This window comes from Xanthomonas phaseoli pv. dieffenbachiae, from assembly GCF_008639345.1.
In the GTDB taxonomy this organism is placed as follows: Bacteria; Pseudomonadota; Gammaproteobacteria; order Xanthomonadales; family Xanthomonadaceae; genus Xanthomonas; species Xanthomonas phaseoli.
Genome location: NZ_CP041380.1, coordinates 3926437 through 3940032, shown reverse-complemented (window position 1 = coordinate 3940032; position 13596 = coordinate 3926437). Strand labels below are relative to the sequence as shown.

Genomic DNA, 13596 nt, shown 5'->3' with positions numbered 1-13596 from the left:
GCAAGGACCGTGGCTGGGCCGGCCAACGGATTCGCATGGAATGATGGCCGTACCAGGGGTGGCCGACAAGGACGCAGCGCACCGCACCGCGGTGACGCAGCGATTGCGCCGGCTGCGCCAAGCCTGATTCACGAAAAATACGAAGAGGACTTCACCGTGATCGACAAGAATTTCCGTCTCAACCCGCTGACCGGCGCCATCCTGATGATGGCCCTTGGTGCCTCTGGCACGCTCGCTGCCGCCCCCAAACTGCTGGTCAAGGAACCGACCCAGGCAGCCCCGGCCGGCGCAGCGTTCGGTAGCCGGTTGATCGTGCGCTACAAGGACAACACCGCCGCTGCAACCGATCGCAGCAGCAAGCTGAGCGCCGTGCAGGCCGCGGTGGGCCGCGTTGGCGCCAGTACCGGCGCGCGCAGCAGCGCTGCCGCCGCCAAGGCGACGTATGTGCGCAAGCTGGGCATCGGTTCGGACCTGATCAAGCTGTCCAGCACGCTGACCGCCGCGCAGGTGGACAAGGTGGTGGTCGAGCTCAAGAACGACCCCTCCGTGGCCGACGTGCAGATCGACCGCATGCTGCGCCCGATCGACATCAGCAAAAGCGTTCCTGCCACCGACGTGAGCCCGCAGCTGGTTCCCAACGACCCGTTCTACGCCCAGTACCAGTGGCACCTGAGCAACCCCAACGGCGGCATCAACGCGCCGGGCGCCTGGGATCTGTCGCAGGGCGCAGGCGTGGTGGTGGCGGTGCTGGATACCGGCATCCTGCCGGATCACCCCGATTTTGCCGGCAATCTCCTGCAGGGCTACGACTTCATCACCGACGCCGAAGTCTCGCGTCGTCCCACCGATGCGCGCGTGCCGGGCGCACTGGATTACGGCGACTGGGAAGAGGCCGACAACGTCTGCTATGCAGGTTCGCAGGCGCAGGAAAGTTCCTGGCACGGCACCCATGTTTCGGGCACCGTGGCCGAGGCGACCAATAACGGCGTGGGCATGGCGGGCGTCGCACCGAAGGCGACCATCCTGCCGGTGCGCGTGCTCGGCCGTTGCGGCGGTTACACCTCCGACATCGCCGATGCGATCGTGTGGGCCTCCGGCGGCAGCGTTGACGGCGTGCCGACCAACACCAATCCGGCCGAAGTGATCAACATGAGCCTCGGTGGCGGCGAACCCTGCGATTCTGCCACCCAGCTGGCGATCAACGGCGCGGTGTCGCGCGGCACCACCGTGGTGGTTGCCGCCGGCAACAGCAGCGAAGATGCGTCCAACCATTCGCCGGCCAGCTGCAACAACACCATCACCGTTGGCGCCACGCGCATCACCGGCGGCATCGCCTACTACTCCAACTACGGCAGCAAGGTCGACCTCTCTGGCCCGGGCGGCGGCGGTAGCGTGGACGGCAATCCGGGCGGTTACGTCTGGCAGGCCGGATACACCGGTGCGACCACGCCGACCTCGGGTAGCTATACCTATATGGGTCTAGGCGGCACCTCCATGGCCTCGCCGCACGTCGCCGGCGTCGTGGCGCTGGTGCAGAGCGCGGCCATCGGTCTGGGCGAGGGCCCGCTGACCCCGGCTGCGGTCGAAGCGCTGCTCAAGCAGACCAGCCGCCCCTTCCCGGTGACCCCGCCGGCCAGCACCCCGATCGGCAGCGGCATCGTCGACGCCAAGGCCGCGCTGGAAGCGGTGCTGGAGGAGCCGTGCGACCCGGCCACCGAGAGCTGCGCGCCGAGCGCCATCGCGCTCACCAACAAGGCGCCTGTTGCTGGTTTGAGCGGTGCCGCCGGCAGCTCCACGCTGTACAGCTTCGACGCCAAGGCCGGCGCCGTGCTCAGCTTCATGACCTACGGCGGCACCGGCGATGTGTCGATGTACGTCAGCTTCGAGGCCGAGCCCAGCGCGACCAGCTACGATGCCAAGTCCACCCGTCCTGGCAACAGCGAAACCGTGCGTTTCACTGCCCCCAAGGCCGGCACTTACTACATCAAGTTGGTCGGTGCGGCGAGCTACGCGAAGCTGACGCTCGTTGCACGACAGTAAGTAGCGAAATAGTGTGACCGATGCCCCCGGCCAATCGCCGGGGGCATTGTTTTCCAGGGCGATTCAGATGCGCGCGGTTGATCGTCGCGGCAAACTGCTACAGTCGGCGCCGGACCAGTGGAGACGAGTGTGAACGCGGTTGCCGTCGATCCAATCGAGCATCGAAATGCGGAGGCGCGCATCGTCGATGCGCTGCTTGAACGCCGTCGTCTGAAAGATACCGATCTGCTGCGCGCGCGCCAGTTGCAGGCCGAATCCGGCATGGGCTTGCTCGCCTTGCTCGGCCGTTTGGGTCTGGTGTCCGAACGCGATCATGCAGAAACCTGCGCCGACGTCCTTGGCTTGTCGTTGGTGGACGCACGCCAGCTTGGCGACACGCCGCCGGAAATGCTGCCGGAAGTGCAGGGGCTGTCGCTGCGCTTTCTCAAACAATTTCACCTGTGCCCGGTCGGCGAACGCGATGGCCGGCTGGAGCTGTGGATCGCCGATCCTTACGACGATTACGCCATCGATGCGGTGCGTCTTGCTACCGGCTGCACGTTGCTGTTGCAGGTGGGCCTGCGTTCGGAAATCGATGACCTGATCGAGCGCTGGTACGGCCAGGGCCGCAGTGCGATGGGCACCATCGTGGAAACCGCCGATGGCGATGCCAACAGCAGCGACGACATCGAAGCGCTGCGCGATCTGGCCTCCGAAGCACCGGTGATCCGGCTGGTGAACCTGGTGATCCAGCACGCGGTGGAGCTGCGCGCCTCCGACATCCATATCGAACCGTTCGAAAGCCGGCTCAAGGTGCGGTACCGCGTGGACGGCGTGCTGGTGGAAGGCGAAAGCCCGCCGGCCAAGCTCACCGCCGCGGTGATCAGCCGCATCAAGATCATGGCCAAGCTCAACATCGCCGAGCGCCGGCTGCCGCAGGATGGCCGCATCATGCTGCGCGTGCAGGGCAAGGAGCTGGATCTGCGCGTCAGCACCGTGCCCACCGCGCATGGCGAAAGCGTGGTGATGCGCCTGCTCGATCGCGAAACGGTGGTGTTCGACTTCTACAAGCTGGGCTTTACCGAAGACTTCTTGCCGCAATTCCGCAAGGTGCTGGAGCAACCGCACGGCATCATGCTGGTGACCGGCCCCACCGGCTCGGGCAAGACCACCACGCTGTACACCGCGTTGAGCCAGCTCAACACCTCCGATGTGAAAATCATCACCGTCGAAGACCCGGTGGAATACCAGATCGAAGGCATCAACCAGATCCAGGCCAAGCCGCAGATCGGGCTGGATTTCGCCAACGCGTTGCGCAGCATCGTGCGTCAGGATCCGGACATCATCATGATCGGCGAAATGCGCGACCTGGAAACCGCACGCATCGCGATCCAGTCAGCGCTCACCGGCCACCTAGTGCTGTCCACGCTGCATACCAACAACGCGGCCGGCGGCATCACCCGTCTGCTGGACATGGGCGTGGAGGATTATCTGCTCACCTCCACCATCAACGGCATCCTGGCGCAGCGCCTGGTACGCAAACTCGACCTGGCCAACGCCGAGCGCTACGCCGCCTCGCCGGAAGAAATCGCCAGGTTCGACCTGCGCCGCCTGCAACCGGAGGGCGAGATCTTCCTGTATCGCCCGCGCCCCTCGGCCACCGCACCTACCGGCTACCTGGGCCGCACCACCATCGTCGAATTCCTGGTGATGAACGACGAACTGCGCCGCGCGGTGATGCGGCGCGCCGGCATGGGCGAAATCGAACAACTCGCACGCCAGGCCGGCATGCGCACCATGTACGAGGATGGGCTGTCCAAGGCCCTGCGCGGCGAAACCACCATCGAAGAAGTCCTGCGCGTCACGGAGGATGCGTGAGCATCAATGGGGCGGCAATGGGCATGGGATGCTCAGAAGCGAAAGTTAGCCGCAGCAACGGCATCGCACGACGTTGCGCGCGCGCATTTGTGCGCCCGGCCACGCTAACGCAGCGCGGCATTTTGCTTTTGCCGAATCCCGAATCCCGATTCCCCAATCCCGGCCCCCCAGCCTGATGCCTCTCTACCGCTACAAAGCCCTCGACGCCCACGGCGAAATGCTCGACGGCCAGATGGAAGCGGCCAGCGATGCCGAGGTGGCGTTGCGTCTGCAGGAACAGGGCCATCTGCCGGTGGAAACGCGCCTGGCCACCGGCGAAAACGATTCGCCGTCGCTGCGCATGCTGTTGCGCGAGAAGCCGTTCGACAATGCGGCGCTGGTGCAATTCACCCAGCAATTGGCCACGCTGATCGGTGCTGGGCAGCCGCTGGACCGCGCACTGTCGATCCTGATGGATCTGCCCGAAGACGAAAAGAGCCGGCGGGTGATCGGCGATGTGCGCGATACCGTGCGCGGCGGTGCGCCGTTGTCGTCCGCACTCGAGCGCCAGCACGGGCTGTTTTCCAAGCTGTACATCAACATGGTGCGTGCGGGCGAAGCCGGCGGCAGCATGCAGGACACGCTGCAGCGGCTGGCCGATTACCTGGAGCGCAGCCGCGCGCTCAGGGGCAAGGTGATCAACGCGCTGATCTACCCGGCGATCCTGCTGGCGGTGGTGGGCTGTGCGTTACTGTTCCTGCTCGGTTATGTGGTGCCGCAATTTGCGCAGATGTACGAAAGCCTGGATGTGGCGCTGCCATGGTTCACCCAGGCGGTGTTGAGCGTGGGCCTGCTGGTGCGCGACTGGTGGATCGTGCTGGTCGTGGTACCGGGCGTGCTGGGGCTGTGGCTGGATCGCAAGCGTCGCAATGCCGCATTCCGTGCATCGCTGGATCAATGGCTGCTGCGCCAGAAGGTGGTCGGCAGCTTGATTGCCCGGTTGGAAACCGCGCGCCTGACGCGCACCCTGGGCACCTTGCTGCGCAATGGCGTGCCGTTGCTGGCGGCGATCGGCATCGCGCGCAACGTGATGTCCAATCTGGCCTTGGTGGAGGATGTCGCCAATGCGGCCGACGACGTCAAGAACGGCCATGGCCTGTCGATGTCGCTGGCACGCGGCAAGCGCTTTCCGCGGCTGGCGCTGCAGATGATCCAGGTGGGCGAAGAGTCCGGCGCACTGGACACCATGCTGCTCAAGACCGCCGACACCTTCGAACTGGAAACCGCGCAGGCCATCGACCGCGCATTGGCCGCGCTGGTGCCGTTCATCACGCTGGTGCTGGCCTCGGTGGTGGGGCTTGTCATCATTTCGGTCCTGGTCCCGCTGTATGACCTTACCAATGCAATCGGCTGAGAGCGGAGCTCGGTGCAACGGTGCAGTCGTCGCGCGCACACAGCCGGTGCCCGGAATCGACATGGAGCGCTCGTACACTGCATATCCTGCGCGTGTGCCGCGTCCAATGGCCAACCGCGCGCAACGCCTTGTCAGCTACGCGCTTACCGGGCAGCGTATTCATCACAACGTTTCGGTGACCGCACGACACCCATGCGGGAACCATTGCAATGCCCGCCGTGTCATCTGTTGGCGGCAGCATCCCTCATCGACGTGCAAGGAAATCGTTCATGATCAAGCGTTCCATCACCCGCAGTCCGTCGCGCGCAGGCCAGGCCGGTATGAGCTTGCTGGAAATCATCATCGTCATCGTGCTGATCGGTGCGGTGCTCACGCTGGTCGGCAGCCGCGTGCTTGGCGGTGCCGATCGCGGCAAGGCCAATCTGGCCAAGTCGCAGATCCAGACGCTGGCCGGCAAGATCGAGAATTTCCAGCTCGACACCGGCAAGTTGCCGAGCAAACTCGATGACCTGGTCACCCAGCCCGGCGACAGCAGCGGTTGGCTGGGCCCGTACGCCAAGCCGGCCGAACTCAACGACCCGTGGGGCCACGCCATCGAATACCGCGCCCCCGGCGACGGTCAGCCGTTCGATCTGATCAGCCTGGGCAAGGACGGCAAGCCCGGTGGCAGTAGTTACGACGCGGACATCAAGTACCAATAAGCGCTCGCCATGCGCGTTGCGTGTCAGCCGTTGCGTCATCGGCATGGAGTGGTCGGCCCAGGTCGGGTGCGCGCGCGTGGCACCTCGTTGCTGGAGATGCTGCTGGTGATCGCGTTGATCGCAATTGCCGGCGTGCTTGCCGCCGCGGCATTGAACGGCGGCATCGACGGCATGCGCCTGCGCACCGCCGGCAAGGCGATCGCCGCGCAGCTGCGCTACACGCGTACGCAGGCGATCGCCACCGGCACGCCGCAGCGGTTCCTGATCGACCCGCAGCAGCGGCGCTGGGACGCACCCGGCGGCCATCACGGCGATCTGCCGCCGTCGCTGGAAGTGCGCTTCACCGGCGCGCGCCAGGTGCAATCGCGGCAGGACCAGGGCGCGATCCAGTTCTTTCCGGATGGCGCTTCCAGCGGCGGGCGCATCGACCTGCAGGTCAAGGACGCCAGGTGGCGCGTGGATGTGGGCTGGATCACCGGCGAGGTGCGTTCGGGCCCATTGCGGACGCCGGCGCCATGAGGCATCAGCGCGGTTACACCCTGATCGAAGTGATCGTCGCCTTCGCGTTGCTGGCGTTGGCGTTGAGCCTGTTGCTCGGTTCGTTGTCCGGTGCTGCACGCCAGGTGCGCGCGGCCGATGAAAGCACCCGCGCCACCTTGCACGCGCAATCGCTGCTGGCCGTGCAGGGCATCGACAAGCCGCTGGAGCCCGAGCAGCAACAGGGCACGTTCGAAAACGGCCACTTTCGCTGGTCGATGGACGTACGCCCCTACGACGAGCCACGGCGCAACCCGCAGGCGCCGATGTCGCCCGGCGCGCACCGGCTGCTGCAAGTGACCTTGGTGGTGCGCTGGGGCGAGCAGCCCAACCAGATGCTGCAATGGCGCACGTTGCGGCTGGTGGCGGCCAACACGCAGGGCAGCCCGCCATGAGTCGTTCGCGCAGCGCCGGCTTCACCTTGATCGAAGTGCTGCTGGCCACGATGTTGCTGGTCGGTGGGTTGGCGTTGGCGTTTGCCACCTTGCGCTCGGCCAGTGCGGTGAGTCAGCGCGGCGAAGCGATCGCACAGCGCAGCGAGCGCGTGCGAGCGGTGGAAGAATTCCTGCGGCGGCGCCTGTCCGCCGCATTGCCGATCGCCATGGGCATCGATACCCAAAGTCAGCAGCCGATCCTGTTCATCGGCGAGCCGCAACGCCTGCGCTTTGCCGCAGACGTGCCCGATTACCTGGGCCGCGGCGGGCCATATCTGCACGACCTGTCGGTGGCCGGCGATGGCGATCGGCGCAACCTGCTGATTGCGCTGACCATGCTGCAGTCCGGCAAGCCGATCGAAGAAAGCAGCCCGCTGCCGCCGGAACTGCTTGCCCAAGGCGTGCAGCAGGTGAGTTTCCGGTATCGCGGCATGGATCCGCAAAACGGACGCCTGAGCGCGTGGCTGCCGCAGTGGGAGTGGCACGACCGCCTGCCGCTCATGGTGCGCATCGACATCCGCAGTGACGATGCCGCATGGCCGCCGATGGTGGTGGCGTTGCCGCAATCCAGCAACCCGGGGGCAGGGCAATGACGCGCGCGCGCGGTGCCGCGCTGGTGCTGGTGCTGTGGTTGATTGCGTTGCTCACCGCGATGATCGGTGCGTTCGCGCTCACCGCACGTGTGGAAGCGCTGCAGGGCAGCATGCTGCGCAACGGTGCACAGGCGCAGGAATACGCGCGTTCTGGCCTGGAATACGCATTGTTTCGCTTGCAAGACGCCGACACCCAGGCACGCTGGCGCCCGGACGGCCGGCGCTATCGCTGGCAGATGGACGATGCCAGCGTGGAGATTCGTATCACCGATGAAAGCGGCAAGGTGGATCTGAACATGGCCGAGCCCACCTTGCTCGCCGGTCTGGTGCGCGCGGTGGGCGGCGATCAGGCCAGTGCCGGGCGCATCGCCGGTGCCATCGTCGATTGGCGCGATGGCGATTCATTGAGCCAGCCCGGCGGTGGCGCCGAAGATCGCGATTACGCCGATGCCGGGCTGCCGTATGGCGCGAAGGACAGCCCATTCGAAACCCTGGGCGAACTGCGCCTGTTGCTGGGCATCGATGGCGAGCTGTATCGCAAGCTGTTGCCCAACGTCACGCTGTACAGCGGTCGTTCGCGGCCTGAAGCGCGGTTTGCGCCCGCCCCGGTGCTCACCGCGATGGGGCTGGACGCGCAGCAACTGCTGGCCCAGCGTGACGCGCCGCTGGGTTTGCCGGGCAGCGAGGCGACGGTCGGTGGCTCGGGCACTTATAGTATCGAGAGCCGGGCGCGACTGAGTCAGGGACGCGAGGCCGTGTTGCGGGCGGTGGTGTCGACCAGCGCGTCCGCATTACCAGGGTCGGCCTATACCGTGTTGCGTTGGGAAGAGGGAGCAGCAGTGCAATGACCGCATGGCGGGATACCTTGGGTCGTATCGGCGTACGCGCCGTGCCGGGAGCCGGAGGCTTCTGGCGTTGGTGGCAACACTCGCTGCTGGCCTGGCTGCCGCAGCGCTGGCAATGGCAGTTGGGTCTGTCGCAGGCACGCCTGTTGTTGCAACAGGAGGGCGACACGCTGCAGTTGCTGCGCCAGCGCGATCACAGCTGCGATACCGTCGCCAGCCTGCCGTGGCCGGTGCATCCGCAGGAAGTCAACGGCTTGCTGCCGACAGCGCTTGAAGGCCTGCCGCGGCATTGGCTGTTGCCGGCCGCGCACGCCTTGCGCCGGACATTGCGCCTGCCCGCAGCGGCAGCGGCGCGCCTGCAGGACGTGGCGCGTTTCGAGATCGACCGACAAACCCCGTTCACCGCCGACCAGGTGTATTTCGATGCACGCGTGCTCGATGTGCGCGAAGACGGCCAGCTCGATGCCGAACTGGTGGTGGTGCCGCGACGCATGATCGATGGCCCGGCCGGCGTGCCGGACGCATGGAACAGTGCGCTGTCGGGCATCGACGTGACCGACGCCAATGGCCTGCCGTCGGGGGTGAACCTGCTGCCGCCGGCGCGACGCCTGCGCCGCAGCGACCCGATGCAGCGCTGGAACCTGTTGCTGGCCGCCTCTGCGCTGGTGCTGCTGGCCGTTGCCGGCTGGCTGCTGCTCGACAACCGCCGCCAGGCCGCCGACGATCTGCGCGCCAAGGTGCAGGCCAACGCCGCGCGCGCGCGCAAGGTCGCTGCCGAACGGCAGCAATTGATGGATCTGGTCGAAGGCGCGCGGTTCTTCCAGCAGCAACGCGCCACCCGCCCGACCTCGGTCGAAATCTGGGACGAACTGAGCCGGCGCCTGCCTGGTGGCACGTATCTGGAAAAATTTTCGGTCGAAGGCGGGCAACTGCAGTTGATCGGATTGAGCAACGAGGCCTCTTCGCTGGTGCGTCGTCTGGAAGGCTCGCCGTTGTGGCGTACGCCGTCGCTGACCGGGGTGCTGCAGAGCGATGCGGGGCGCAATGTCGACCGCTTTACCATCACCGCCGAGCTGGCCGGCCCCGACGCGAAGGAGGCGGCCGATGCCACGCAGCGTTAAGCGCGATCGCTGGATCGCTTTGGGCCTGCTGTTGCTGGTGATCGGCGTGGCCTACCTGGTGCTGGTGCACCCGTGGTTCACCCAACCGATGATCGCGGTGCAGGACGACCTGCAAGCGCTGCGCGAACGCGAACTGCGCGTGCGCGTGCAACTGCAGCAGGCGCCGGAAGTCAGCAAGCGGCTGCGGCAGGCGCGCCAGACGCTGGAAAGCCGCCCGGGCTTCCTGCCGGAAACCTCGGCCGAACTCGCCTCCGCCGGGCTGGTGCAGCGGCTGGAACGCGCGGTGGTGGAGGCCAGCCCCGGCAACCGCAGCTGCGCCATCAGCAATCGCTCGCCGTTGCAGCCGGAGAGCAAGAACCGCTTCACCCGCGTGGCGGTGCAGGTGCGTTTGCGCTGCGGCACCCCGGAACTGGCCTCGGTGCTGTACAGCCTGGAAAACGGCACGCCGCGCCTGTTCGTGGACAACCTCAACGTGATGGCGCAGCGCTACCAGCTCTCGCCCAACGAAAGCGGCAATGGCCTGGATATCGCCTTCGAACTGGCCGGCTATCTGCGCCCCGGTGCCAGCGCCGAACCGCTGAACGCCGCCGCGGCACCTGCTGCCCCCAACGCCGCGGAGGCCAGCAATGCGCCTTGACATGATCGGCCTGCGCACCTGGCTGCTGGTCACCGTGGTCGGTTGGGCACTGTTGGTGTGCGTGCTGGCCGTCGCCGGCCTGGGCAAGCGCGTGGAGCTGCTGCCCGACGACCCGGCGCTGGTGCAGCGGCTGCCCACGTTGCCGGCACCGGCGCCGGAGCGCCTGGGCGCATTCGAGAAATATTCGGAAATCGCCGCGCATCCGGCGTTTGCCGAAGACCGCCTGCCGCATCCGTTCTTCCTGTCCGGCAACGACGGCAGCAGCGCTGCCTCGACAGTGCGCCTGACCGGTGTGCTGCTGACCGACAACTTCAAGATGGCGACGTTGACCCTGGACCCGCAGGATTCGGTGCGCGTGCAGTTGGGCGGCGAAGCGGTGAAGGGCTGGCGCCTGCTCGCCCTGCAGCCGCGGAGCGCAACCGTCGAAGGCCCCAGCGGCACGCAAACCCTGGAATTGCACGTGTTCAACGGCCAGGGCGGGCAGCCGCCGACCGCCAATGCCGCCGCACGGGGTGCCGCCACTGGCGCCCAGCCGGTCCCGCCCCCCGACGCTGCCGCACTTGTCCCGCCGCAGCCGCCGCAACCGCAACCTGTCGCGCCGGGCCAGCAACAACAGCCAGGCGGGCAGGCACCGCCAACCGTGCCGCCGCAGCGCAGCGATGGCGCACAGGAAGCCCCACGCCCCTCCGACGATCAGATGCGTGCCATCCGCGAACGCATCGAAGCCCGACGCCGCCAGCTGCAACAGCAGCGCCAGAGCGGCTCTACCCCCGGTCAGACCCAATGAGTGAACGCATGACGCCGCGCCTGTTTCCCGTGTCCCTGCTGATTGGCCTGCTGGCCGGTTGCGCCACCACTCCGCCGCCGGACGTGCGCCGCAACGCGCGCCTGGATCCGCAAGTCGGGGCTGCCGGCGCCACCCAGACTGCCGCCGAGCAGGCTGCCGATGGCAACGCCAACGCCAGTGCCAAGCCCAGTCCGGTGATCCGGCGCGGCAGCGGCACCATGATCAACCAGGGCGCCGCGTCCGCGCCGGCGCCCACGCTGGGCATGGCCAGCAGCGGCAGCGCCACCTTCAACTTCGAAGGCGAGTCGGTGCAGGCGGTGGTCAAGGCGATCCTGGGCGACATGCTGGGACAGAACTACGTCATCGCGCCCGGCGTGCAGGGCACCGTGACCCTTGCCACGCCCAACCCGGTCTCGCCGGCGCAGGCCTTGAACCTGCTGGAGATGGTGCTGGGCTGGAACAACGCCCGCATGGTGTTCAGCGGTGGCCGCTACAACATCGTGCCGGCCGACCAGGCGCTGGCCGGCACCGTGGCGCCCAGCACCGCATCGCCCTCGGCCGCACGTGGGTTCGAAGTGCGCGTGGTGCCGTTGAAGTTCATTTCCGCCAGCGAAATGAAGAAGGTGCTCGAGCCCTACGCACGCCCGAACGCCATCGTCGGCACCGACCCGGCGCGCAATGTCATCACCCTGGGCGGTACCCGCGCCGAGCTGGAAAACTATCTGCGCACCGTGCAGATCTTCGACGTGGACTGGCTGTCGGGCATGTCGGTGGGCGTGTTCCCGATCCAGTCCGGCAAGGCCGAAAAAGTCAGCGCGGATCTGGAAAAGGTCTTCGGCGAGCAGAGCAAGACGCCCAGCGCCGGCATGTTCCGTTTCATGCCGCTGGAAAACGCCAACGCGGTGCTGGTGATCACCCCGCAGCCGCGTTATCTGGATCAGATCCAGCAGTGGCTGGACCGGATCGACAGTGCCGGTGGCGGCGTGCGGCTGTTCTCCTACGAGCTGAAGTACATCAAGGCCAAGGATCTGGCCGATCGTCTTTCGGAAGTGTTCGGTGGCGGGCGTGGTAATAGTGGTGGCTCTCCTTCGCTGGTGCCTGGAGGTGTCGTAAATATGCTCGGTAATAACAGTGGCAGTGCAGATAGAGATGAGAGTCTTGGAAGCAGTAGCGGAGCCACTGGCGGAAGTATCGGTGGCGCGAGTGATGGTTCCAGTCAATCCGGCACGTCAGGAAGTTTCGGCGGAAGCAATGGGAGTGGCATGCTTCAGCTGCAGCCCAGTACTAATCAAAACGGTAGCGTTACTCTGGATGTTGAGGGCGGCAAAGTTGGCGTCTCGGCCGTGGCTGAGACGAATACGCTGATAGTGCGTGCGACTGCTCAGGCATGGAGCTCTATTCGCGACGTAATTGAAAAGCTTGATGTAATGCCGATGCAGGTCCATATTGAAGCTCAGATCGCTGAGGTGACGTTGACTGGTGACTTACAGTATGGCGTCAATTGGTACTTTGAGAATGCGGTTACTAACCCATTTAATTCAGATGGAAGCGGCGGCCCTGCCCTCCCCTCGGCTGCAGGTAGACGCATATGGGGTGACATTTCGGGAAGTATTACGAACAATGGAGTAGCTTGGACATTCCTCGGAAAGAATGCTGCTGCGATTATTAGCGCGCTAGATCAGGTGACCAATCTACGCCTTTTGCAGACGCCATCTGTTTTTGTTCGAAATAATGCAGAGGCAACACTTAACGTTGGATCGCGAATTCCTATAAATTCCACATCCATCAACACCGGGCTTGGCACAGATGCCAGCTATTCGTCGGTGCAATACATCGATACCGGTGTTATTTTGAAGGTGCGTCCGCGGGTAACCAAGGATGGCATGGTATTTCTCGATATTGTCCAGGAAGTTAGTACGCCTGGGGCGCGACCAGCTGCTTGCACAGCTGCAACAGCCACAACGATCAACAGTGCAGCTTGCAATGTTGATATCAATACTCGCAGAGTTAAAACTGAGGCGGCTGTTCAGAATGGTGATACCATCATGCTTGCTGGCCTGATAGACGACAATACTTCTGATGGAAGTAATGGCATACCTTTTCTTAGTAAATTGCCAGTCGTAGGCGCTCTTTTCGGACGCAAGACACAAAATAGCAGTCGTAGAGAAGTTATCGTGCTTATCACTCCGTCAATAGTTCGCAATCCTCAGGAGGCGCGTGATTTAACTGACGAGTATGGTGCTAAATTTAACGCAATGAAGCCTTTGAGTGGTCACAAATAAATTGCAGGGGGGTCAATCAACATGGAGAGTAAAAGATGATTAATAAAAAGTGTTCCCGTTTTATTCGCGCAAGTTTAGTGGCTGCTAACGTTTTCATAGTGGCGGGGGCTGGTGCAATTCCATTTAGTCAGTTCTTCAGTGAACAATATAGTGGCATACCACTTTCTAATGCAATTAACATTGCCGCAGGCCAGGCAAGGGTAAAGGCTTATCACAATGGAGACGGTTGGGGGCAGTCGGCTCTGTCGTCGAAAACATGTCCTATGACGTCTTATACGTGGTGGCAAGACCCCGCATTGGGTTTGACTGTTATCGCGACAGTGACCTGCACTCGGGAAATTTAGGCTATAAAGTGATTATTTGCGAAGA

Annotated in this window: 13 protein-coding genes; all 13 read left to right on the top strand. The window is 64.6% G+C overall.

The window, feature by feature from the left end; all coding sequences use genetic code 11:
* Positions 1-156 precede the first annotated feature (156 nt).
* A complete protein-coding gene (locus tag FLG15_RS17515; RefSeq protein ID WP_057679022.1) occupies positions 157-2040 on the top strand; it encodes a diffusible signal factor-regulated S8 family serine peptidase in 1884 nt (627 codons plus the stop codon).
* 129 nt (positions 2041-2169) lie between these two features.
* Entirely contained in the window at positions 2170-3897 is a 1728-nt protein-coding gene (gspE, locus tag FLG15_RS17510) for a type II secretion system ATPase GspE (protein WP_209228233.1), read from the top strand.
* A gap of 175 nt (positions 3898-4072) precedes the next feature.
* Positions 4073-5290: a type II secretion system protein XpsF gene (gene xpsF, locus FLG15_RS17505; RefSeq protein WP_057679020.1), complete on the top strand. Its 1218-nt coding sequence runs from the start codon at positions 4073-4075 to the stop codon at positions 5288-5290.
* Positions 5291-5559: 269 nt separating this feature from the next.
* Positions 5560-5991 carry a type II secretion system major pseudopilin GspG gene (gspG, locus tag FLG15_RS17500; protein WP_003490502.1) on the top strand — a complete coding sequence of 144 codons (432 nt, stop codon included), beginning with the start codon at positions 5560-5562 and terminating at the stop codon, positions 5989-5991.
* 9 nt (positions 5992-6000) lie between these two features.
* Complete coding sequence (gene xpsH / locus FLG15_RS17495) at positions 6001-6510, top strand: type II secretion system protein XpsH (protein WP_057679019.1); 510 nt, start codon at positions 6001-6003, stop codon at positions 6508-6510.
* A complete protein-coding gene (xpsI, locus tag FLG15_RS17490) occupies positions 6507-6923 on the top strand; it encodes a type II secretion system protein XpsI (RefSeq protein WP_039572946.1) in 417 nt (138 codons plus the stop codon). Before xpsH ends, xpsI begins: the two co-directional genes overlap by 4 nt.
* Complete coding sequence (locus FLG15_RS17485; RefSeq protein WP_057679018.1) at positions 6920-7555, top strand: type II secretion system protein J; 636 nt, start codon at positions 6920-6922, stop codon at positions 7553-7555. Before xpsI ends, FLG15_RS17485 begins: the two co-directional genes overlap by 4 nt.
* Positions 7552-8403 (top strand): type II secretion system minor pseudopilin, encoded by an 852-nt coding sequence (locus tag FLG15_RS17480; RefSeq protein ID WP_057679017.1) that lies wholly within the window; start codon positions 7552-7554, stop codon positions 8401-8403. The genes FLG15_RS17485 and FLG15_RS17480 overlap by 4 nt, the downstream gene beginning before the upstream one ends.
* On the top strand, positions 8400-9521 hold the full coding sequence (locus tag FLG15_RS17475; RefSeq protein ID WP_057679016.1) for a PilN domain-containing protein: 1122 nt from the start codon (positions 8400-8402) through the stop codon (positions 9519-9521). Before FLG15_RS17480 ends, FLG15_RS17475 begins: the two co-directional genes overlap by 4 nt.
* Positions 9505-10158 carry a type II secretion system protein GspM gene (gene gspM, locus FLG15_RS17470; protein ID WP_017158142.1) on the top strand — a complete coding sequence of 218 codons (654 nt, stop codon included), beginning with the start codon at positions 9505-9507 and terminating at the stop codon, positions 10156-10158. The genes FLG15_RS17475 and gspM overlap by 17 nt, the downstream gene beginning before the upstream one ends.
* Complete coding sequence (xpsN, locus tag FLG15_RS17465) at positions 10148-10945, top strand: type II secretion system protein XpsN (RefSeq protein ID WP_150146901.1); 798 nt, start codon at positions 10148-10150, stop codon at positions 10943-10945. The genes gspM and xpsN overlap by 11 nt, the downstream gene beginning before the upstream one ends.
* A complete protein-coding gene (gene gspD, locus FLG15_RS17460; protein WP_057687040.1) occupies positions 10942-13227 on the top strand; it encodes a type II secretion system secretin GspD in 2286 nt (761 codons plus the stop codon). The genes xpsN and gspD overlap by 4 nt, the downstream gene beginning before the upstream one ends.
* 35 nt (positions 13228-13262) lie before the next feature.
* The gene (locus FLG15_RS23570; RefSeq protein WP_139790958.1) at positions 13263-13571 is read left to right on the top strand and encodes a hypothetical protein; all 309 of its coding nucleotides are present in this window, start codon (positions 13263-13265) and stop codon (positions 13569-13571) included.
* The last annotated feature ends 25 nt before the right edge of the window (positions 13572-13596 follow it).